Raw genomic sequence first — 21,303 nt, 5'->3', positions numbered from 1 at the left:
ATTAGCGATTTTTGTAGAAGTAACTTTCTTTTTCGATCGTGATATCAGCATCTTCTTCAGCTGTCACGATAAAGGTAATTGGCGTTGCAGTGCGACTAAGATCGTAACCATCAGCGGTAACAGTAACAGGTACTAGCAGCATTTGCCCCGCTTCAATCTTAATGGATTCGGGTGCCGAAAGTGTCGCATGCTCTATCCACTTATACCAACCCGATAATGCAGAACCTGTTGTGTTTTGTTGATAATGCTCAATGTATAAGGGTTTTCAACCAATCCTTCATAGTTCACTCGGTATAACGCATTTCGGTCACGGATCACCGATGCTTCTATAGGCGTACGGTTCATCGCCCAAATCACCATTGTGACAACAATCATGGCGAACAAGGCCGCATAGCCAACCAACTTAAGTCTGAATGGATTGGTCTTTTTGCCTGATAGTGTATTTTCACTGGTGTACTTGATAAGTCCGGTGTCATACCCAAACTTGTTCATCGTCTCATCACACGCATCAATACAGAGCCCGCAGTTGATACATTCATATTGCAACCCATTTCTGATGTCTATTCCTGCCGGACACACTTCAACACATAAATTACAGTCAACACAATCACCTAGTCCCATTGCTTTGTGATCTGCCTTACGCTTTCTGGGGCCTCGGTTTTCACCGCGCGCCGCATCGTATGAAACGACTAAAGTATCTTTGTCAAACATTACAGATTGAAAACGGGAGTAAGGACACGCTACATTACACATTTTCTCTCGCAGGAAGCCGGCGTTTCCATAAGTACAAAACGCGAACAGGAAGACCCAGAAACTGACCAGGCCAGACCATTGCAGAGTAAACATCTCGGTATAGAGTGTTTTTGCTGGCACAAAATAGGCCATGAAAGAAGTGGCAGTAAAGACGGAAATGAGTACCCACACGGCATGTTTTGCCAACTTTTTCGAGACCTTCTTGCTATCCCAATTACCTTTATCCAGCTTAATCCTTTGGTTTCGAGTCCCTTCGATCCGATGCTCAACCCAAGTGAACATCAGCATCCAAATCGTTTGTGGACAGGTGTAACCACACCACACTCTGCCTAGCCAATTAGTCACAAAAAACAAGCCAAACGCACCAGCCATAAATACCCAAGCCAGGATCATGAAATCATGTGGTAATAAAGTCACGCCGAAAATACGAAACTGCTGAGAAGCCACATCCAGCAACACGGCCTGCTGACCTTTGTATGGGATCCAGGAATAGCAATGAAAACCAGCATCAGGAACCAGCCCAGGTAGCGACGGATCTGCTGAAAAGGCCCCTTTTGCTCACGGATATAGATCGGCCCGTCCTGCTTATAGGGCTTGATGATCATATCTTCTTCTTTAATATCGAACTTCATAATACTTGCTTATTGTCAGTGAAACACACCATATAATTTGCAAGTTTCAGACCAAACTGAAAGTTTTTAAAACACTGTTTTTATTACCCTTTTTAAAATATCAAGAAAACAGAATCGCGAAATATCACGAAAACCCGTTATATTTCGCGATCCCTTTGAATATTTAGCTTTTTCATTTTTGATCTCAAGGTGCTTTCGGGCATACCAAGCAGGGTTGCTGCACCTTGCTCACCTGCTACACGCCACTGGCAAAGATCAAGCACCGTAACTATGTGCTCACGTTGAGCATGTTCAAGGGATAAATCCTGAGCTACAGCGACGCCACTGGTATTTGCTGCCAATGCCTGGGTCAGCCTCAGTGTCCTACCAGTCGTTAAAATGGCTTCGCGTTCCAGAATATTTTGTAATTCACGGATATTGCCGGGCCAGTCATATGCCTGTAATTTTGCCAGCGAGGACTTAGCAATGCCTCGCAGTTGCTTGCCCAAACGTGCATTGAGCCTGGATAGCATGTTGGCGCACAATAGAGGAATGTCCTCCAGGCGCTCTCTGAGCGCGGGCACTTTGATTGGAAACACATTTAGGCGGTAGTATAAGTCCATCCTGAACTCACCTTTCTCGACCATTTGCCATAAGTCTCTGTTTGTCGCTGCGATGACGCGAATATCCACTGAAATCGTTTTGCTGCCGCCAACACGCTCAAACTCCTGTTCCTGCAGAACTCTCAGTAGCTTACTTTGCGCTTCCAATGGTAATTCACCAATTTCATCTAAAAACAATGTCCCCTGATGCGCTAATTCAAAACGCCCCTTACGACGTTCATTAGCTCCAGTGAAAGCGCCTTTTTCATGGCCAAATAATTCCGATTCCAGCAAGCTAGGCGAAAATGCCGCACAATTAACCCGCACAAAGGGCTGTGAACCGCGCAGACTCAAACGATGCAAATTGCGTGCGACCAGCTCTTTGCCTGTGCCATTTTCACCCAAGACTAATACGGTACTATTAGTCTGGCTCACCAGCTTGATCTGCTCCAGCATGGTCTGAAAAATATGGCTTTGTCCTACCAACCCCGAGTCTTGCCAGTCTTCATTGATCTCTGCAAGCAGGTAGCTATTTTCCTCTTTTAGCTGTTCAGAAAGTGTCTGAACCTGTTCAAGTGCGTCCCTCAGTGCTTGCTCAGCTTCAACTTGCTTGGATATATCGCGAAATATCGCGACAGCGCCTATTACCTGCTCATCTTTAAAAACCGGTGTTGAGGTATATTCTACGGCAAAGCAACTGCCGTCTTTTCGCCAGAATACTTCATCGGTGACATGGCGGGTCTTACCGTCAAACATAGTACGATAAATCTGACAATGATCAGCTGGATAAGGTGTGCCGTCTGCATAACTATGGTGGTGATACTGATGAATTTTCTTGCCCAGTAAATCATCCGCTGACCAGCCGGTCATTTTTTCAGCAGCCGGATTGATAAAAACCGCATTGCCGGACAGATCAAATCCATAGATCCCCTCGCCCACAGCATTAAGCAGCAGGCGGGGATCATTCAAAAATTGTGCAATTACTGAAGACATAGCTTACCTCGTGACATTTCACGAGCTAATTTACCACGCCAATCGTTGAAGAAAAACCGAAATACTAACTCTTAAATAAGGACAGTGCCTGAGCATCAAAATGACTGAGATTGGGAAACAGTTCTGTCAACTCACTGTCGGCAAGACCAAACCAACGTGCAAGCGGCGCAAAATACTGCTCGTTACTGAACGCAGGGATCAGACGCCCTCCACCAACATCTTCACTCCCATCAAGTCGCTGTGCCATCATAGCTCCGTGTAAATCGCCTCCATTCACCGCGCCACCCAATACCAGTTGGTTGCCCGCCCAGCCATGATCTGTCCCGTCACCATTGGAGGTCAGAGTGCGTCCAAAATCGGACATAGTAAATGTGGTCACCTGCTCCACCAGATTAAGTTCAGCCATTGCACTTTGAAATTCCCCCATGCTTTGCGCCAATCCTTCTAATAATGCCGGGTGGGTTGACTCCTGGTCGTCGTGCGTATCAAATCCGCCCATAGATACGAAGAAAATCTGCCGTTTAGCACCGAGCAGAGACTGAATGCTGATGGTTTTCGCAACTGCAGCGAGTTGCGCAGACAAGCCAGATTCACCAAATTCGGTGGTTAAAATCGGTGCCTGCTCAAGTAAGGAATTCATATACAAGGTGTGATCAATAGCGCCATTCAACCTGCTTGCATAAGCTGCAGCTAAGGGGTGTGCCGCCTCACTAAACAAGGTTTGCATAACACGCCGCACATGTTCAACACGAGGTTCATAGCCTCTCAATGCATTGATTTTACTGATCCCACTTTTACTTAGCGCAAAAGCACTGGTATTGCTACCTGTTTGCCAGGGATTAGCTCCATCAATTGTGATATTGCTGCCAAATACCGTCCCTTGATCCAGCCTCTCTAACAACCTGGCACCCCAGCCGGTATTCAGAGTCTGTTTTTCCTGACCATGCATCCAAGTCGCTTGCTGATCATTATGAGAAAATAGATGCTGTGGCAGTGGAACGCTTTTAGCTTTGTATTGTGTCAAAGACGTCGGCGTAATTAATGTACCGACCCCACCTACGAAAGCAAGTGATTGCTGTTCGAAGTATGGCTGCAAAGCACTGAGCGCAGGATTTAACCCCACGCCACCTTCGAATTCACTTGTCGTATTGAGAACCGTTGCTCCCTGCACGGCCAGATTTTGTCTGCTTGCTTCATACCAGGTGCGTGGCTCACCACTGAGCGGCACCAGCATATTCATCGAATCATTGCCACCATATAGATACACGCACACCAGTGCTTTATAGTCAGAAAAACTGCGCGCCCGGATGCTTCCAGAGAGGGCCTGAAGCTGCAAACTGGTTAGCGCCGCCGCAGACATGCCGCCTTTCAGGCACAATGACAAAAAGTCTCTTCTGCTTTTGTTCATCTTCTTTGCCTCCTAATACTGCACATTAAATTCAGGTGATAACGACACCATGAACAAAAGCTGTCCAACTCTGTCTGCCGCACTCTTATTACTGAAGTATTCGTCCAGTTCAATCAGGGCATTGCGAGTCGAATCTGACATATTGCCGGCAAAATACAGCACATTGTACCTATTAAGCAAAGCACTCAGACCGACTGACTCCAGCAAAGTAATATCACTGTGGCCATACAGGTAGATCGATGATGGATTCAAGGTAGTGTGGCGCTCAGCCATTCGCCAGATAAGGTCACCATATTGTTGATTTAAAGTGCCTATCATAGCTGCATCATTGGCTATCTGTAATTCAGGCGCAAATAGCCCCTGGGCGCTGAGCTCTGCTGGTTGGTGATCAGGCCGGAAAAAGTTAAATACTGATGGTGATAACATCGGACCCTGGCCATACCTGTCATCGAGGTTCCAGGTGAAATAGTTACCTTCTTCGCTATGGGCGTTTAATGTACGCCACATCTGAACACCTTTTAGCAGTGGCTCCTTGATTTTACCCTGATAGGTGAGTACCGAACCATATCGCCGGGCTTCGTCATCGAGGTATATTGCGCGGACCACCGCGCTCAAGTCCCCCCTAATACCTTTTCCGTTGTCATTAAACACCTCTGCAACCCGTTCAACATACTGAGCAGAGGGGTTAGAGGTGATCAAACGCTGGATCAGTTGCTTGCTGATAAAAGGGCCCACATTGGGATGGTTGAATAAGTTATCCAGCGCCATCTGCATAGACTCTTCAGGTCCAACTCCGGCAGGGATCACAACATCATTTAACAGCGTTTTTTCAAGTGCGGAGTGATATTCCGGAAATGCCTGCATAGGCAGAGAGAAGTTTCGGCTCGGGCGATTCCAGCGTGCTGAAAAAGCGAAAGTCCAGCCCGTAAAAACCCGGGCAAATCCGGTGATCTCCTGTTGGGAATAGGTAGCTATGGGCTGATTATCTTCGCCCAGTTTCACGGAGCCATCCTGGTTGAGCATTTCAAGCCCTATGGTGAACAGCTGCATGACTTCTCGCGCATAGTTTTCATCAGGGCGAATATTACGCTCTGGATCTGCTTTTTCGTTACCCAGATGACTCAGGTAAGTCCCCATTACAGGAGACAAGGTTACAGCCTCCAGCAAATTGCGGTAGTTACCAAACGCATGCTCAAGCAGCAGATCGTAGTATGCCAGCATCCCCTCCGGCTCACCTTTAAGCCCATTGTTTGCATCAGAAACCACAAATATTTCACTTAAAGCAAAGGCAACACGTTGTCTGAGCTGATCGTCGGCATTTAAAGTGGCCTTCCACCAGGCATCTATGCGGTTGATTTGATACGGGGTATCCCTATCTGGATAGTTCTCTAGTAATGGCGAGTGATACGTTGCCGGCAAGGCCATTTGGTCAACTAACCACTGCTCTTCACTCATGCCAGTTGCTGCATTCACTTCTTCAAGTGTCGGACCCATAGTGCCCTGATGCAGTAGCGTGGCTGCCTGTATATCAGACATTGCATTGCTGGCGTAGACCTCGATTTCTGTTGTTGTTTCAGCGCCCTGAGCATCCGTAACGGTCACAGAAAATTGATAGTTATCACCTTGAGCCTGATAGGTTTCAGGCAACGTCACTGTGAGGGTTGGGCCGGTAACGTCGCCCAGCTCTACTGGAGGTCCGGTAAGTTGTTTCCAAAGGTAACTAAATGAGGTGTCTTGAGGGTCTGCAACATTCGCAGATAAAGTCAACGACGCCCCCTTAACGACCTCGGGTTGAACAATAGAGACTTCTACCTCAGGGGGCGCATTTTGTGGCTCTGAGCCGCCGCCCTCTCCCTGATCGCCAGATGGCTCAACTGCATCACCAGTGTTATCACCTGAAGGCGTGCCTGTGCCGTCCGACGGTTGCTGGGCGCTGTTTGCGTTCGCCATCGTATTAGATGAAGCGTTATCAGTGGCGGTACCACTGTCAGAGGAGCCACCACCGCAGGCGACAAGAGTTGTCAGGCAAAAAGCGGCCAGACTAAGATGTGCATTCATAATTGCAGAGTCCACAATGACACTTAATACTTTTATAACAGTAGTAAGAAGAAATACATATACTAAATTACTATTATTCTCTAAACGCCTTCATACTAGTCTGGAAGTGTTTCTTAAACTGTTTCGCCAGTGCTTGCGGATCCTGGTAGCCGACCTTATACGCTATCTGCTCCTGAGATAAAGTGGAACTAGCCAGCAGGTGTTTGGATTTCTCAAGCCGAACCAGGCGAACGTAATCCATGGGCGTCATGCCAACGTGTTGCTTGAAACGTCGAATCAAACTACGCTCTGACATATACACCGCACCTGCCAGACGTTTCAGACTCAAGGTCTCGTTAAGCTTTTCATCGATAAGTGATTGTACCGCCCTCACTTGCTCATCTGCATGATCCTGCAGCACGCTAAGCCTGATAAACTGATTTTGATTTGCCGACTTTTGCGGGATTGCCAGCCAGGAGGCTATTTGCTCCGCGACCTCTTTTCCTGCCATATCGCAGATAAAGGTCAGGATCAGATGTAAGTAACTGTGTGCCGCCCCGGCTGTATAAATGTTACTGCTACGAAACACAATTTCATCAGCTTTAAAGTCTATATGCGGAAAATACTTGGCAAAAAATGGCGCTAACCACCAACTTGCCGTAACCCTGTGTTCGTTAAGCAATCCTGTCGCTGCCAGATAAGCAACACCGCAGCAGCCCGCTAAGTGATAACGGCAACCATTGAGTGCGTTACCAAGCCCGTTAAGAGCCTGTTTCACTTGGCTACACTGCTCCCATAAAGTAACGGGACCGCTATACTGAGCACCAACCCACACCATCGCATCATATTCACTTAGCTCCTTCAAAGTAACATCACATTGGATAGTCAATCCCTGGCTACTGACAACCTGAAGCTCGCTGCTCAGTGCTGCAATCTTCCAGGTGAAAAATTGCCTACCCATAACCTGATTGGCCACGTTAAAGATGTCTATTACACCAGTTAATGCACTGGCGAATACTTTAGGAGGACACAAAAGCACAACCTGCATGTCACTTTTAACCTGAAAATAGTCAATATTGACACAGTAACTTATCGCTTGTCTCAGATAAAGTAAAACCAGTATTAATTAACAAAGGAACAACCCAATGTGGATCCATATCCCTATCTTTTTCTTAGTGTTACTTTACACCTTATTGTGGTTTACCACTGCCACCTTGCGTATTAGAGCAGTCTATCAGCGAAAAATATCTCTGGCAGACATACGCTTTGTCAGCAAAGAAGGCTTCCCTGAGCGGATCAGATTGTTAACCAACAGCTATGACAATCAGTTCCAGCTGCCAGTATTGTTTATTTGTCTGTTACTCCTGCTGCATATTCAGGGAATTCAGAGCCAAATTTGGTATGTGTACAGCACCGTATTTGTTGCAGCGCGATACTGGCATTGCTACGAACACATACTTGGGCGCAATCTGAAAATGCGTACACTGGCTTTTGCCCTTGGCAGTATCACCCTGTTCGTTGCCTGGTTTACCCTGCTCTTCCAAGCGCTTTAAGTAACCCTTTGTTTTGGACTAGTCATATTTTGAAAATGCCATTATGATCAGACCGATAGAGCAGCCACAGACACTTTCTGTGGCTGATGTAGTCTCCATTCAATCGGAAATGTACTCAGTGGCTAATTTTGCAACTCACTTTAAAGCATCGGTGGTGGTGAGCGCCGCCGCTTCCTCCGTTATACTGGCAACCAACCTGGCCAATCTAAACGATATGTTGGTGTTATTTATCGTTGGTTCGCTAGCCGGGCTACTCCCCGACCTTGATGCAGATAAATCTCGATCATTAAATAGTTTGTTTTCTATTTTCGCGCTTTGCGCCGCAGTCAGCCTGCCCCTGGCCATCGAGTTTAATTCATTGCTCACCATTTGGCTTTCTGGAATCGGCATCTATTTGCTTTTCATGTACGCCCTGAAACCGATCTTCGAAAGCTATACCATTCACCGCGGCGCAAGCCACTCACTATTGTCTGTGGTAATGTTTGCCGTTATCGCTGTTAATATGCCGTTATTCTTGGGCAAAGCACTGCCTTTTGCGCTGCTATGCGGTGTAATGGTCACGCTGGGCATGTTGACCCATTTGATCCTGGATGAATGTTACGCAGTAGATATTAACAATAACGAACTGAAATCTTCGTTTGGCAGCGCGCTTAAACCGGTTGCTACCAGTGCGCCGCTAGCATCGATCCTTCAATTAGTCGTAGTGCTGATGGGAAGCTATTTGCTTCTCCCTCATTACGAGGGCATACCTGAAGTTATCCAGCACTGGCAAAGCAAGCTATCTAATCTGCCTTTACTGCCAGATATGGATACGCTAAAACAATTTTACTAAGCACACATGAGTTCAGCAGCTGCATTTGCCGCTGAACTCTGAAATTATTAATGAATTACTGACAGGTATAACTGGGGGTTAAGCCTTTTGCAACTTCCCACTTTGCAGTGAGCAATGAAGCCGGTCCCTTGCTGTCATGAGACAGCTCCCAGTTCATAATACCGCCTGCATTTAGCTTAGCATACTCAGTTTTCGCCCGAATGGTTGGAATACCGTTATAATAGCTGCTGCCATCTGTATCCCGACAGGCGTTCGCTGGATTTTCCTGCACCAGTGTTCGATATGCCTTCCAGGTTGGACGTGCATAAAACGGCACACCCAACACCGTTTTCTCTTTACTCAGTCCACGACTCTGCCAGTATGCAATGGAATCTTTGGCATACTGCATCGACGCATGATTGCCATTGTTTGCGTCATAAGCCATCAGGTTCAAAAAGTCGATATCCTCAAATACTGACTCCGGTACACCACCGCCCGTATAGCCCAATGCGACAACCGCAGCAGTCAGGAATTTACCGCGAGCACGCAATTCTACGCTTAACTCCTTCATCAACAGTGCATAGTTATTAGCTGAGGTGCCAGGATCCGGATATTCCCAATCCATATCTACACCATCCAGGTTATGCAGCTCTACAAAGGCCATTACTTCACGTACAAACGTCGCGCGGCCCTGTGCTGACGCCGCAAATGTTTCGAATGCGCTGTCATCGCCACCATTCCAGCCACCTATGGCAATGCCAACTTTTACATTGTTTGCATGCGCAGAATTTACCAGCGCTGTCATTTTGCTCAAATTTTCAAGCGGCTGAAGCGTGCCATCTGCGTTAGGTAACAAGAATGAGTAATTGATATGCGTCAGTTTATCAAACTGGATATCACTGACAGCCCCCTGCCAGCTTGGGAAGTAGCCGACAATTTTAAAATTAGGATCACCCGGAGGGAAATCATCGGCAGCGACTGTGAAATTTACTGCACTGGACTCCCCTCTGCCGCCTGCGGCATCGACTGCAAATACCTGTAACTGATGGCTACCTAGTCCTTGTGCTTGCCAGGGTACAGAATACGGCGCGGTATTGTCTGTCGCAATCAGCGTTCCATCGATAAAGAATTCAGCCCGCTCAATCGCAACATTCTGCGGATGAGAAACAGATGCAGCCAGATCGACCGGCATCCCGATAATAATGCTCGCATTGTTGCTCGGTGAGGTGACCGTTACTAATGGTACCGGATCAGTTGCATCGCAGTTACCATCCTTATTCCACACAGCGTAAGTCGTAGAGTTATTCGCCGGGTTTTGATTCTGAGTCCACCACTTTGCGGTATAACGCACAGACTGATAAGTCACTGAGTTCCCTTTGGTATACACATTCTGAGCTTGCCATTCTGCTAAGCTGCTACAGTCCACCGCAAGCGCGGCTTCCATCGCCCCAAGCAATGGCAACGCCATTAATAAGCTTTTATATTTCATTACCTTTTCCATGTTGTATTTGTCGGCAAACGCAGGCCGCGCCGACGTTTTAAGAGTTGATGACCTGCCCTCTCAGAGTAACAGAGCGAACAAAAATCATACAAACAACATGTTCTGCGACCTTAGTCTAATAAGGCGCATCTAAGCGACAGAGTGATAGGAGGCAACTTCAGTGAACACAGACCCACTTGTGTTGTAAAAAGGTGCTTCTTTGAGTAGGTGTATTTGCTGTACGTTCCGTGTGGTTTTCCTGAGGCGGCTCTTATACCATTTTGAATAATTAACTGGTCAGATTTATCCAGTCCCTAAAGCACAATGATTTCACCCTGTCAGCACATGAGATAAACGCATTCCATGCTTCGCTGACCTGATCCAGAATGTCATCGTAGTTTGCAAAGGTTCTGTTTGATAACTTATACCAATTTGTTTAATTAAGTGTTCTATTTTGAGGCGAGAAAATAGGGTCGATAACAAGGCAAAAATTTTGCTATTTAGTTGTTCTAAATGAGAAATTTTTAACGCCGTTAGCGTCATATTTGCTCCTTCAAATAGAACAGGTATTAAGTGAAATTGGTATTATGTTGTCTGAGCCAACTCCACACTTGTTCTATGGGGTTTAACTCTGGCGAATAAGGTGGCAGCCTAATGATCACTACATTCTCCAGGCCTTTTACCAAACCATCTTTGAAGTGCCAGGCTGCGCGATCCATGACGACCACAGCCATTCTTCCTGGTTGAGTCCTTTGTGATATTTGCTCCAGGTGAGAATACATGACTTCTTTATTCACTATAGGTGAGATGAGTGCTTCTGTTTCACCAGTTGTTGGACACACTGCACCAAATAGATAGGCATATTCGAATTGTTGCTGCTTTACAACTCTTGGACGTGAGCCTTTTTCAGCCCAAACTTTTGTTGTTGAAGTTTGCTGACCAAATCGTGCTTCGTCCTGAAACCACACATCAATGCGTTCAGGAAGCAGGTGTCCCGGGGTGTGAAGGATCGTTTCCAGCTCGAAGTTTTTTAAAAGCTTCTTGGTGAGCCTGGTTTCCTTTAGGGTGTATTGACCGGCTGCTGATCCATGAGAAGTTTTGTCTTTTCAACAATCTGTGAACGGCTGATAACTCGTATTCTATGTGAAAAGACTCAGATATATACTGCTGAATATCTTCTAGTGTTAGCCGACCACCTTCCGTGCGGTCTATAGAGTCGAGTACATATGCTTTAAGCTGCTTCAGTTGTGCACCACCCAGTTTGCAAGGACGGCCCGAGCGAGGCAGGTCTTCCAGGCCCTCTAATCCATAATCGAGATAGTCTTTGACCCATTTGTTCACGCTAGTACGACTGACCTTCAGGTATTCAGCAATCTGATAGCGAGATTTACCTTCAAAGAAATGAGCCAGTGCGAGTATACGCACTTTCTTTCTTGGGTCTTTAGTCTGTTTGGAGAGCTTAATAAATTCAGAGGGCTGCAAAATCACTATCACAATGATGAAAATTGGATTTTGATATTAGATCATAAATTTAATCAAATTGGTATTAAGTGCAAAGTACAATGACAGCGAGCAACGTGAGTGCATTTACTTTGCGCAAGGTGAAATAAGCCATTTTAGAGAACGCAGACCTATTCCACCATCCAACCCAGCTTCATGGATGAATAGGCGATGCTATTCTATCTACAGCTACAGCTCATCAGCACTTTCTTAATCACACATAGCAAAAAACCCGCTGCATTGCTGCAACGGGTTTGACGTACATGGAAGTACTAATGTCGATGATATTCATGGATGAATGTCTTTCATCGACCTACTTATAAGGCCCTGGCGATGTCCTACTTTCACATGGACGAAATGAGACCGAAGCAACGCTTCGCAGCTCATTGAGATGAGCGCATGGACCCACATGGATGTGGGGAAGTAGAATAATGCAGGAGCAATTATCGAGATGCGCGATGGGACCCAGCTTCATGGATGAATAGGCGATGCTATTCTATCTACAGCTACAGCTCATCAGCACTTTCTTAATCACACATAGCAAAAAACCCGCTGCATTGCTGCAACGGGTTTCTTTTATTAGGAGCTTGGCAATGTCCTACTTTCACATGGGAAACCCCACACTATCATCGGCGCTATTTCGTTTCACTACTGAGTTCGGCATGGAGTCAGGTGGTTCCAAAACGCTATGGTTACCAAGCAAATTCTTTCGTGCAAATGGTTAATGACATCGCGCTGTGTGCGAGCATTTCATTTGCGCAAGGTGAACTGATTTCTCATAAGAGCTCATCTATTCACAGTGCTTAAATTCGGAAAGCGTATTAAATTCTTCGTCTACTTTAATTCTTAACTTCTAACAAACAAAACCACTTTGGCGTTGTATGGTTAAGCCTCACGGGTAATTAGTACGAGTTAGCTCAATGGCTCACACCACTTCCACATCTCGCCTATCAACGTTGTAGTCTTCAACGGCCCTTCAGTTAACTCTAAGTTAAAGTGAGAACTCATCTCGAGGCTCGCTTCCCGCTTAGATGCTTTCAGCGGTTATCGATTCCGAACGTAGCTACCGGGCAATGCCATTGGCATGACAACCCGAACACCAGCGGTTCGTCCACTCCGGTCCTCTCGTACTAGGAGCAGCCCCTCTCAATTCTCAAACGCCCACGGCAGATAGGGACCGAACTGTCTCACGACGTTCTAAACCCAGCTCGCGTACCACTTTAAATGGCGAACAGCCATACCCTTGGGACCGACTTCAGCCCCAGGATGTGATGAGCCGACATCGAGGTGCCAAACACCGCCGTCGATATGAACTCTTGGGCGGTATCAGCCTGTTATCCCCGGAGTACCTTTTATCCGTTGAGCGATGGCCCTTCCATTCAGAACCACCGGATCACTATGACCTACTTTCGTACCTGCTCGACGTGTCTGTCTCGCAGTTAAGCTGGCTTCTACCATTACACTAACCGTACGATGTCCGACCGTACTTAGCCAACCTTCGTGCTCCTCCGTTACTCTTTGGGAGGAGACCGCCCCAGTCAAACTACCCACCAGGCACTGTCCTCAACCCCGATTAGGGGCCTAAGTTAGAACATCAACACTACAAGGGTGGTATTTCAAGGTCGGCTCCACAGAAACTAGCGTTCCTGCTTCAAAGCCTCCCACCTATCCTACACATGTAGGGTCAATGTTCAGTGCCAAGCTGTAGTAAAGGTTCACGGGGTCTTTCCGTCTAGCCGCGGGTACACAGCATCTTCACTGCGATTTCAATTTCACTGAGTCTCGGGTGGAGACAGCGTGGCCATGGTTACACCATTCGTGCAGGTCGGAACTTACCCGACAAGGAATTTCGCTACCTTAGGACCGTTATAGTTACGGCCGCCGTTTACCGGGGCTTCGATCAAGAGCTTCGTCCGAAGACTAACCCCATCAATTAACCTTCCGGCACCGGGCAGGTGTCACACCGTATACGTCATCTTACGATTTTGCACAGTGCTGTGTTTTTAATAAACAGTCCCAGCCACCTGGTCACTGCGGCTCTCGTCTGCTTACGGAGCAAATCCTTCACAAACAAGAGCGTACCTTCTCCCGAAGTTACGGTACAATTTTGCCTAGTTCCTTCACCCGAGTTCTCTCAAGCGCCTTAGTATTCTCTACCTGACCACCTGTGTCGGTTTAGGGTACGATTCGATATAAACTGAAGCTTAGAGGCTTTTCCTGGAAGTAGGGCATCAACAACTTCACCACCGTAGTGGCTCGTCTCGACTCTCAGCCTTAGCGACCCGGATTTTCCTAAGTCACCAGCCTACAGCCTTTCACATGGACAACCAACGCCATGCTTGCCTAGCCTGCTCCGTCCCCCCATCGCATTTATACCAAGTACGGGAATATTAACCCGTTTCCCATCGACTACGCTCTTCAGCCTCGCCTTAGGGGTCGACTCACCCTACCCTGATTAACATGGGATAGGAACCCTTGGTCTTCCGGCGTGCGGGTTTTTCACCCGCATTATCGTTACTCATGTCAGCATTCGCACTTCTGATACGTCCAGCAAACCTTACAGTTCACCTTCAGCCGCTTACAGAACGCTCCCCTACCCCGCGAACTAAGTTCGCAGCCGTAGCTTCGGTGGTATGTTTAGCCCCGTTACATCTTCCGCGCAGGCCGACTCGACTAGTGAGCTATTACGCTTTCTTTAAAGGATGGCTGCTTCTAAGCCAACCTCCTAGCTGTTTTAGCCTTCCCACATCGTTTCCCACTTAACATACACTTTGGGACCTTAGCTGACGGTCTGGGTTGTTTCCCTCTCCACGATGGACGTTAGCACCCACCGTGTGTCTCCCGGATAGTACTTTACGGTATTCGGAGTTTGCAAAGGGTTGGTAAGTCGGGATGACCCCCTAGCCTTAACAGTGCTCTACCCCCGTAAGTATTCGTCCGAGGCTCTACCTAAATAGATTTCGGGGAGAACCAGCTATCTCCCGGTTTGATTAGCCTTTCACTCCTAGCCACAGGTCATCCCCTAACTTTTCAACGTTAGTGGGTTCGGTCCTCCAGTCAGTGTTACCTGACCTTCAACCTGCCCATGGCTAGATCACCGGGTTTCGGGTCTATACCCTGCAACTTAAGCGCCCAGTTAAGACTCGCTTTCGCTACGGCTCCCCTAAATGGTTAACCTTGCTACAGAATATAAGTCGCTGACCCATTATACAAAAGGTACGCAGTCACATAACAAGTATGCTCCTACTGCTTGTACGTACACGGTTTCAGGTTCTATTTCACTCCCCTCACAGGGGTTCTTTTCGCCTTTCCCTCACGGTACTGGTTCACTATCGGTCAGTTGGGAGTATTTAGCCTTGGAGGATGGTCCCCCCATATTCAGTCAAAGTTTCACGTGCTCCGACCTACTCGATTTCACTTTAAATAAGTTGTCGTGTACGGGACTGTCACCCTGTATCGTCATACTTTCCAGAATGTTCCACTAACTACATTAAAGCTTAAGGGCTAATCCGATTTCGCTCGCCGCTACTTTCGGAATCTCGGTTGATTTCTTTTCCTACGGGTACTTAGATGTTTCAGTTCTCCGCGTTCGCTTCGTTAACCTATGTATTCAGTTAACGATGACCCAAAGGGCCGGGTTTCCCCATTCGGAAATCCTAGTCTCAAGCGCCTCTTACTGGCTTGACTAGGCTTATCGCAAGTTAGTACGTCCTTCATCGCCTCCAACTGCCAAGGCATCCACCGTGTACGCTTAGTCACTTAACCATACAACCCAAAATAGTTTTGAATTGTACTGCTAAAGACAGTTTTAACTTCGCCAGAAGTTAAGTAATACTAAAGTAGACGCTAATTAATCAAAGAATTGATTAATCGGCATTTTTCTTTCGAAAACTCTATAGAACAACAATTTTCATTGTCATTCCGAGAATTTAATATCAGCTTTCCAAATTTTTAAAGAGCAAGAGAATTACTTCTCAGAGTTAAAAACTCTCAGTTTCTTATCTAAAGTCACTGTCTTAAGAGTGTTTATCTATGAGGAGTAGGTAGTAAAGTGGTGGAGCTAAGCAGGATCGAACTGCTGACCTCCTGCGTGCAAGGCAGGCGCTCTCCCAGCTGAGCTATAGCCCCACATTACTAGGATAACATTGTTCTGAACCAAGCTTCTTTTCGAGGCCAGGCATTAAGTGAGGACGTTTAGTGTTTTCTAAACGACGAGCTTAATAACGCAGCATCGGGAAGAAGTGGTGGGTCTGAGTAGACTTGAACTACCGACCTCACGCTTATCAGGCGTGCGCTCTAACCAGCTGAGCTACAGACCCAAACAATGTTTGTGTTCTCTAATTCTAATCAACAATCATCTGTGTGGACACTTCGAACAAATCAGTTCTAAGTCGATAAGGAGGTGATCCAGCCCCAGGTTCCCCTAGGGCTACCTTGTTACGACTTCACCCCAGTCATGAATCACTCCGTGGTGAACGCCCTCCCGAAGGTTAAGCTATCCACTTCTGGAGCAACCCACTCCCATGGTGTGACGGGCGGTGTGTACAAGGCCCGGGAACGTATTCACCGCGGCATTCTGATCCGCGATTACTAGCGATTCCGACTTCATGGAGTCGAGTTGCAGACTCCAATCCGGACTACGACATACTTTAAGTGATTCGCTTACTATCGCTAGTTCGCAGCACTCTGTATATGCCATTGTAGCACGTGTGTAGCCCTACACGTAAGGGCCATGATGACTTGACGTCGTCCCCACCTTCCTCCGGTTTATCACCGGCAGTCTCCTTAGAGTTCCCGACCGAATCGCTGGCAACTAAGGATAAGGGTTGCGCTCGTTGCGGGACTTAACCCAACATCTCACAACACGAGCTGACGACAGCCATGCAGCACCTGTATCAGAGTTCCCGAAGGCACCAAACCATCTCTGGTAAGTTCTCTGTATGTCAAGTGTAGGTAAGGTTCTTCGCGTTGCATCGAATTAAACCACATGCTCCACCGCTTGTGCGGGCCCCCGTCAATTCATTTGAGTTTTAACCTTGCGGCCGTACTCCCCAGGCGGTCTACTTAATGCGTTAGCTTTGGAAAAGTTGTCCGAAGACCCCAGCTCCTAGTAGACATCGTTTACGGCGTGGACTACCAGGGTATCTAATCCTGTTTGCTCCCCACGCTTTCGTACATGAGCGTCAGTGTTGACCCAGGTGGCTGCCTTCGCCATCGGTATTCCTTCAGATCTCTACGCATTTCACCGCTACACCTGAAATTCTACCACCCTCTATCACACTCTAGTTGACCAGTTCGAAATGCAGTTCCCAGGTTAAGCCCGGGGCTTTCACATCTCGCTTAATCAACCGCCTGCGTACGCTTTACGCCCAGTAATTCCGATTAACGCTCGCACCCTCCGTATTACCGCGGCTGCTGGCACGGAGTTAGCCGGTGCTTCTTCTGTCAGTAACGTCACAGCTAGCAGGTATTAACTACTAACCTTTCCTCCTGACTGAAAGTGCTTTACAACCCGAAGGCCTTCTTCACACACGCGGCATGGCTGCATCAGGCTTGCGCCCATTGTGCAATATTCCCCACTGCTGCCTCCCGTAGGAGTCTGGACCGTGTCTCAGTTCCAGTGTGGCTGATCATCCTCTCAAACCAGCTAGGGATCGTCGCCTTGGTGAGCCGTTACCTCACCAACTAGCTAATCCCACTTGGGCCAATCTAAAGGCGAGAGCCGAAGCCCCCTTTGGTCCGTAGACATTATGCGGTATTAGCCATCGTTTCCAATGGTTGTCCCCACCTAAAGGCATGTTCCCAAGCATTACTCACCCGTCCGCCGCTCGTCATCTTCTAGCAAGCTAGAAATGTTACCGCTCGACTTGCATGTGTTAGGCCTGCCGCCAGCGTTCAATCTGAGCCATGATCAAACTCTTCAATTAAAAGTTTTTTGAAACCGAAGTTTCGTGCTCAATGAATTCTGATTTTGATACCTGTCGGTATCGAATTGACTGTGCTGAATAAACTATGTTTATTCCGTTGGTCACTCAGTTCAATTGAGACTCTAAATTTGTTTGCGTCATTCAGTAAAACTGAAATCTGCTGTTAGAACTCAACCTGTACGAGTGCCCACACAGATGATTGCTTCATATTTTTAAAGAACATAATCCGGTTACCCGGTGCGACTTAATGCCGCTGCGCTGTTAGCGCTGAGGGTTGTGCATTCTAATCACTTCCCTCTTTTTGTCAACACTCAGATTTAAAAGAAGTTAAACTAAGTTTTATATGACTAATCGGCATTTTGTTCAGCGTTATATTTGCTGCCCGCCGTGTCGATGGATGCGCATTATAGGGAGATTCGAATGCAGCGCAAGCGCTTTTTATGATTTTTTTTGAATTAATTTTTTACCCAATACGACCTCACAACTGCCACACAAGTTACCCACAAAAACCTGTGGATAAAGCAATAATACTTAGAGTTGAAAGCCGTCATGTGCTAAATTACGCCACCTTATTTACCCGTTCTGCTATATCTATAATAAGGGTCGTAATCCAATGGCTGACTTTTTTAATACTATAAGCGGCTTGCTGTGGGGTCATATACTTATATACCTATTAATTGCAGCAGGTGTTTTCTTTACCCTCCGACTGGGTTTCATTCAGTTCACTCAATTCCCGTACATGATCAAAGTCATGGCAAACAGCCGAAGTGGCGCTAAAGACGGAATTTCTTCTTTTCAGGCTTTTTGTACCTCACTTGCCGCACGAGTTGGTACCGGTAACATGGCAGGTGTTGCCGTTGCGCTTTATCTGGGTGGACCCGGTGCTATTTTTTGGATGTGGCTAATCGCCCTCATAGGTATGGCGACCAGTTTTGCAGAAAGTGCGCTTGCTCAGCTATACAAAACCAAAGACGATGAAGGCAACTTCCGAGGTGGTCCAGCTTATTATATGGAGTATGGCCTGAATAAACGTTGGATGGGTGTACTTTTTTCTTTATGTCTGATCCTCGCATTCGGCTTGGTCTTTAATGCCGTGCAGGCAAACTCGATTGCCGCAGCGTTTGAAGTGGCTTTTGATGTTCCCAAATATGTGATGGGCTTGCTACTGGTATGTGGCTCAGCCTTCATTATCTTTGGCGGCCTTAAAACCATTGCCCGCTTTGCTGAGCTGGCAGTACCTTTTATGGCAATCGCCTACTTATTATTGGCAATCATTGTCTGCGCTATGAACGCCAGCCAGTTACCCGACGTTTTCATGTTGATCATCAATAGTGCATTTGGTTTTGAGCAGGCAGCAGGCGGAGCCGTAGGTTATGCCGTCATGCAGGCAATGATCCAGGGAATTAAACGTGGCCTGTTCTCCAATGAAGCAGGTATGGGTAGTGCCGCAAATGCCGCAGCAAGTGCGACCCCGAACCCAAACCACCCTGCTTCACAAGGTTATGTTCAGATGCTGGGTGTATTTGTTGATACCATAGTGATATGTAGTGCCACCGCCGCACTTATTCTGCTCTCTAACCAACTCGTGCCAGAATCTGGTGTCACGGGCATTCAATTAACGCAGGCAGCACTGGTTGAGCACGTTGGCGACTGGGGTGCAATTTTTGTAGCTATCGCGATTCTGTTCTTTGCCTTTACTTCTATTGTTGCAAACTATAGTTATGCAGAAACCAACCTATTATTCCTCGAGCATAACCATCCTAAAGGCCTGTTTATATTCAGAGCCTGTGTATTAGCTATGGTCATGTTTGGTGCCGTAGGTGAGCTTGGCCTGATCTGGACTCTTGCCGATATTTCAATGGGCCTGATGGCGATTGTAAACGTGATTGCGCTGTTCATGTTGTCTGGCATTGTTATCTGGCTTGCCAAAGACTATCGCGCACAACTTAAGCAAGGTAAAACACCCGTATTTGATCCATCACAAAAGCCTGAGGTGTTAAAAACCTTACCTAAAGGCATTTGGCACAAGTAATCTGAGACCGGGGTAGCGTACCACACGCTGCCTCGACCTCACTTCCCTCACGTTACCCTATTGCACAATAAAGCCGCACCCGAGTCCGGTCAGCACAAATAACATTCAGTCGAAACAATTACTTATTGCCTTTCATAAAAAAATCATTATAGTGAAACCCAAGTCGGCATATAGCGCAGCTTGGTAGCGCACTGTCATGGGGTGTCAGGGGTCGCAGGTTCAAATCCTGCTATGCCGACCATTCTTTTCTCACTCCTTTTTTGAAAACTTTGTAAATTTCCCTGAGCGTAATGCATACAGTATAATGCAACTACCCTGCTCATTTATTGTCAATACATATCTAAAAACTGTTCTCTGGTATTAAAATACCACACAAAAGTACGCTTGTAGTGCAAGTAGGTATATTGAAGCACAATATAGTGATGGAATTTAGCAGCGAAGTACTACGGCTTCAGGTCGTTGCATTAGTAATTATCACGTGATGCTACGACACAGGGCATGAATATTAAAACAAACCTCATGCCCCGATTGATGGAGCTCAGTCTATATGCAGGTATTAAGCTACATTAATGAACGGGTCCCAGGTGAAATAACCAACCACACTGCCAGACTGATTATTAACCAGCGCAAATGACAAAGTATACTGAATTGACTGCTTTACCTTAGTTATTTTGGCCTGGTAAACAGAAAATTGGTTCACAACCTTAGTGAATGTTGTTGGTGCTGAATCATCGCTTGGCACCAGGTAGTTGTTTTCTTGCTGAATTTCACTACCAAAAGCTTCAATACCATTCGAAGGATTGAAGCTACCATTGTAGATGCTTGCCGTGTGATCAGTGTTGTTACCAAATGTTGTCATTGCCCATTGTAAAAAGTCACCTGACTCGGCCTGAATGGTCAGCTCTGACTGGCCTTGATTGTTTACCGCAACGCCATGTTGCGCAATCATAGAAATGAAAACATCAGACTGGCTCCAGGCTCCTAACGGGGTTGGGTGTTCAGCGCTTCCAGCTGATAGTGTGCCATCAGCTACCTTATCAGCAAGTTTCTCTGCGTCTACTGCTACTAGAATATTGATTTGGGACATGTCTATCTCCTTGTAATTTGAATGGCTCTCCGAAAAAGTTACGGATACCCTAGCCTAAGGCAACCAAAACCCAATGTAATGATCCCTTAGGTGCATCAAACTCTAGCGTTAATGTGAATTATTTCTATTACATATTATTACGTACCTGTTTGTTATCAATTGAGAACAACAAACTGAAATTGTAGCACCATGACTTATCAATAATTGTACAACTTGTATCAGAAGAGCGTGTTACGACTAATTAATGTGCAAACAAACGGGTCAGGTGTTGCCTTTCCAATAAAAATCATTATAGTGGCAACCAAGTCGGCATATAGCGCAGCTTGGTAGCGCACTGTCATGGGGTGTCAGGGGTCGCAGGTTCAAATCCTGCTATGCCGACCATTTAACTCCCTCATAACATTGAAGTTTTTCCATATTGTTGGGAGCACAAAAACGCACTTGTGCAAAATAGGTGCAAAATACGTGCAAAACCCCAGTCAAAAAACACGTACTCACACATAGCAACA

12 protein-coding genes, 4 tRNA genes, 3 rRNA genes and 1 pseudogene are annotated in these 21,303 nt (G+C 46.7%); 5 read left to right on the top strand and 15 right to left on the bottom strand.

The genetic code is table 11. The features are described 5' to 3' along the window. Position 1: 1 nt before the first annotated feature. From ccoG to ELR70_RS13460, 5 genes and pseudogenes are all read right to left on the bottom strand, one after another. A pseudogene (gene ccoG, locus ELR70_RS13480) lies at positions 2-1,385 on the bottom strand (cytochrome c oxidase accessory protein CcoG). Positions 1,386-1,522: 137 nt separating this feature from the next. Further along, on the bottom strand, positions 1,523-2,959 hold the full coding sequence (locus ELR70_RS13475; protein WP_054017121.1) for a sigma 54-interacting transcriptional regulator: 1,437 nt from the start codon (positions 2,957-2,959) through the stop codon (positions 1,523-1,525). Between the two features lie 64 nt (positions 2,960-3,023). Then, complete coding sequence (locus ELR70_RS13470; RefSeq protein WP_054017120.1) at positions 3,024-4,367, bottom strand: DUF1501 domain-containing protein; 1,344 nt, start codon at positions 4,365-4,367, stop codon at positions 3,024-3,026. A gap of 12 nt (positions 4,368-4,379) precedes the next feature. Next, positions 4,380-6,425: a DUF1800 domain-containing protein gene (locus tag ELR70_RS13465; RefSeq protein WP_054017182.1), complete on the bottom strand. Its 2,046-nt coding sequence runs from the start codon at positions 6,423-6,425 to the stop codon at positions 4,380-4,382. Between the two features lie 73 nt (positions 6,426-6,498). Next, complete coding sequence (locus ELR70_RS13460; protein WP_054017119.1) at positions 6,499-7,452, bottom strand: helix-turn-helix domain-containing protein; 954 nt, start codon at positions 7,450-7,452, stop codon at positions 6,499-6,501. Between the two features lie 97 nt (positions 7,453-7,549). Here ELR70_RS13460 and ELR70_RS13455 point away from each other — a divergent pair, with 97 nt between their 5' ends. Further along, entirely contained in the window at positions 7,550-7,957 is a 408-nt protein-coding gene (locus tag ELR70_RS13455; RefSeq protein WP_054017118.1) for an MAPEG family protein, read from the top strand. A 118-nt stretch (positions 7,958-8,075) separates the two neighbouring features. After that, a complete protein-coding gene (locus ELR70_RS13450; RefSeq protein WP_160317418.1) occupies positions 8,076-8,789 on the top strand; it encodes a metal-dependent hydrolase in 714 nt (237 codons plus the stop codon). 55 nt (positions 8,790-8,844) lie between these two features. Here the strand turns inward: ELR70_RS13450 and ELR70_RS13445 are convergent, their stop codons facing one another. The 9 genes from ELR70_RS13445 to ELR70_RS13405 form a co-directional block, all read right to left on the bottom strand. After that, positions 8,845-10,257, bottom strand: coding sequence for a glycosyl hydrolase family 18 protein (locus ELR70_RS13445; protein ID WP_054017116.1), 1,413 nt, complete (start codon positions 10,255-10,257; stop codon positions 8,845-8,847). A gap of 321 nt (positions 10,258-10,578) precedes the next feature. Beyond that, positions 10,579-10,791: a hypothetical protein gene (locus ELR70_RS13440; RefSeq protein ID WP_054017115.1), complete on the bottom strand. Its 213-nt coding sequence runs from the start codon at positions 10,789-10,791 to the stop codon at positions 10,579-10,581. A 26-nt stretch (positions 10,792-10,817) separates the two neighbouring features. Next, positions 10,818-11,216, bottom strand: a complete 399-nt coding sequence (locus ELR70_RS13435; protein ID WP_164881451.1) for an IS630 family transposase — start codon at positions 11,214-11,216, stop codon at positions 10,818-10,820. 10 nt (positions 11,217-11,226) lie between these two features. Continuing rightward, entirely contained in the window at positions 11,227-11,673 is a 447-nt protein-coding gene (locus ELR70_RS13430) for an IS630 family transposase (protein WP_164881450.1), read from the bottom strand. Positions 11,674-12,333: 660 nt separating this feature from the next. Beyond that, positions 12,334-12,448, bottom strand: a 5S ribosomal RNA gene (gene rrf / locus ELR70_RS13425). A 181-nt stretch (positions 12,449-12,629) separates the two neighbouring features. Next, positions 12,630-15,513 (bottom strand): 23S ribosomal RNA (locus tag ELR70_RS13420). 287 nt (positions 15,514-15,800) lie between these two features. After that, positions 15,801-15,876 (bottom strand) — tRNA-Ala (locus ELR70_RS13415). Between the two features lie 114 nt (positions 15,877-15,990). Beyond that, positions 15,991-16,067 (bottom strand) — tRNA-Ile (locus tag ELR70_RS13410). A gap of 76 nt (positions 16,068-16,143) precedes the next feature. Beyond that, positions 16,144-17,675, bottom strand: a 16S ribosomal RNA gene (locus ELR70_RS13405). The 16S, 23S and 5S rRNA genes sit together here with 2 tRNA genes alongside, the layout of an rRNA operon. A 613-nt stretch (positions 17,676-18,288) precedes the next feature. On the opposite strand from ELR70_RS13405, the gene ELR70_RS13400 reads away from it, so the two are divergent. Together ELR70_RS13400 and ELR70_RS13395 are read left to right on the top strand one after the other, a co-directional pair. Continuing rightward, on the top strand, positions 18,289-19,707 hold the full coding sequence (locus ELR70_RS13400) for a sodium:alanine symporter family protein (protein WP_054013723.1): 1,419 nt from the start codon (positions 18,289-18,291) through the stop codon (positions 19,705-19,707). A gap of 164 nt (positions 19,708-19,871) precedes the next feature. Then, positions 19,872-19,948 (top strand) — tRNA-Pro (locus tag ELR70_RS13395). A gap of 315 nt (positions 19,949-20,263) precedes the next feature. Here the strand turns inward: ELR70_RS13395 and ELR70_RS13390 are convergent. Beyond that, complete coding sequence (locus ELR70_RS13390) at positions 20,264-20,794, bottom strand: AidA/PixA family protein (RefSeq protein WP_054013724.1); 531 nt, start codon at positions 20,792-20,794, stop codon at positions 20,264-20,266. 307 nt (positions 20,795-21,101) lie between these two features. On the opposite strand from ELR70_RS13390, the gene ELR70_RS13385 reads away from it, so the two are divergent. Beyond that, positions 21,102-21,178, top strand: a tRNA-Pro gene (locus ELR70_RS13385). Positions 21,179-21,303 lie beyond the last annotated feature (125 nt).

This window comes from Pseudoalteromonas sp. R3 (assembly GCF_004014715.1).
Taxonomy (GTDB): domain Bacteria; phylum Pseudomonadota; class Gammaproteobacteria; order Enterobacterales; family Alteromonadaceae; genus Pseudoalteromonas.
The sequence above is the reverse complement of the archived record's forward strand: the minus strand, read 5'-3'. Positions and strand labels throughout refer to the sequence as shown.

Coding starts and splice junctions, on each gene's coding strand:
- ELR70_RS13475 (WP_054017121.1), bottom strand. CDS start 2,959: ATGTCTTCAGTAATTGCACAATTTTTGAATGATCCCCGCCTGCTGCTT.
- ELR70_RS13465 (WP_054017182.1), bottom strand. CDS start 6,425: ATGAATGCACATCTTAGTCTGGCCGCTTTTTGCCTGACAACTCTTGTC.
- ELR70_RS13400 (WP_054013723.1), top strand. CDS start 18,289: ATGGCTGACTTTTTTAATACTATAAGCGGCTTGCTGTGGGGTCATATA.
- ELR70_RS13455 (WP_054017118.1), top strand. CDS start 7,550: ATGTGGATCCATATCCCTATCTTTTTCTTAGTGTTACTTTACACCTTA.
- ELR70_RS13390 (WP_054013724.1), bottom strand. CDS start 20,794: ATGTCCCAAATCAATATTCTAGTAGCAGTAGACGCAGAGAAACTTGCT.
- ELR70_RS13440 (WP_054017115.1), bottom strand. CDS start 10,791: ATGACGCTAACGGCGTTAAAAATTTCTCATTTAGAACAACTAAATAGC.
- ELR70_RS13445 (WP_054017116.1), bottom strand. CDS start 10,257: ATGAAATATAAAAGCTTATTAATGGCGTTGCCATTGCTTGGGGCGATG.
- ELR70_RS13470 (WP_054017120.1), bottom strand. CDS start 4,367: ATGAACAAAAGCAGAAGAGACTTTTTGTCATTGTGCCTGAAAGGCGGC.
- ELR70_RS13460 (WP_054017119.1), bottom strand. CDS start 7,452: ATGCAGGTTGTGCTTTTGTGTCCTCCTAAAGTATTCGCCAGTGCATTA.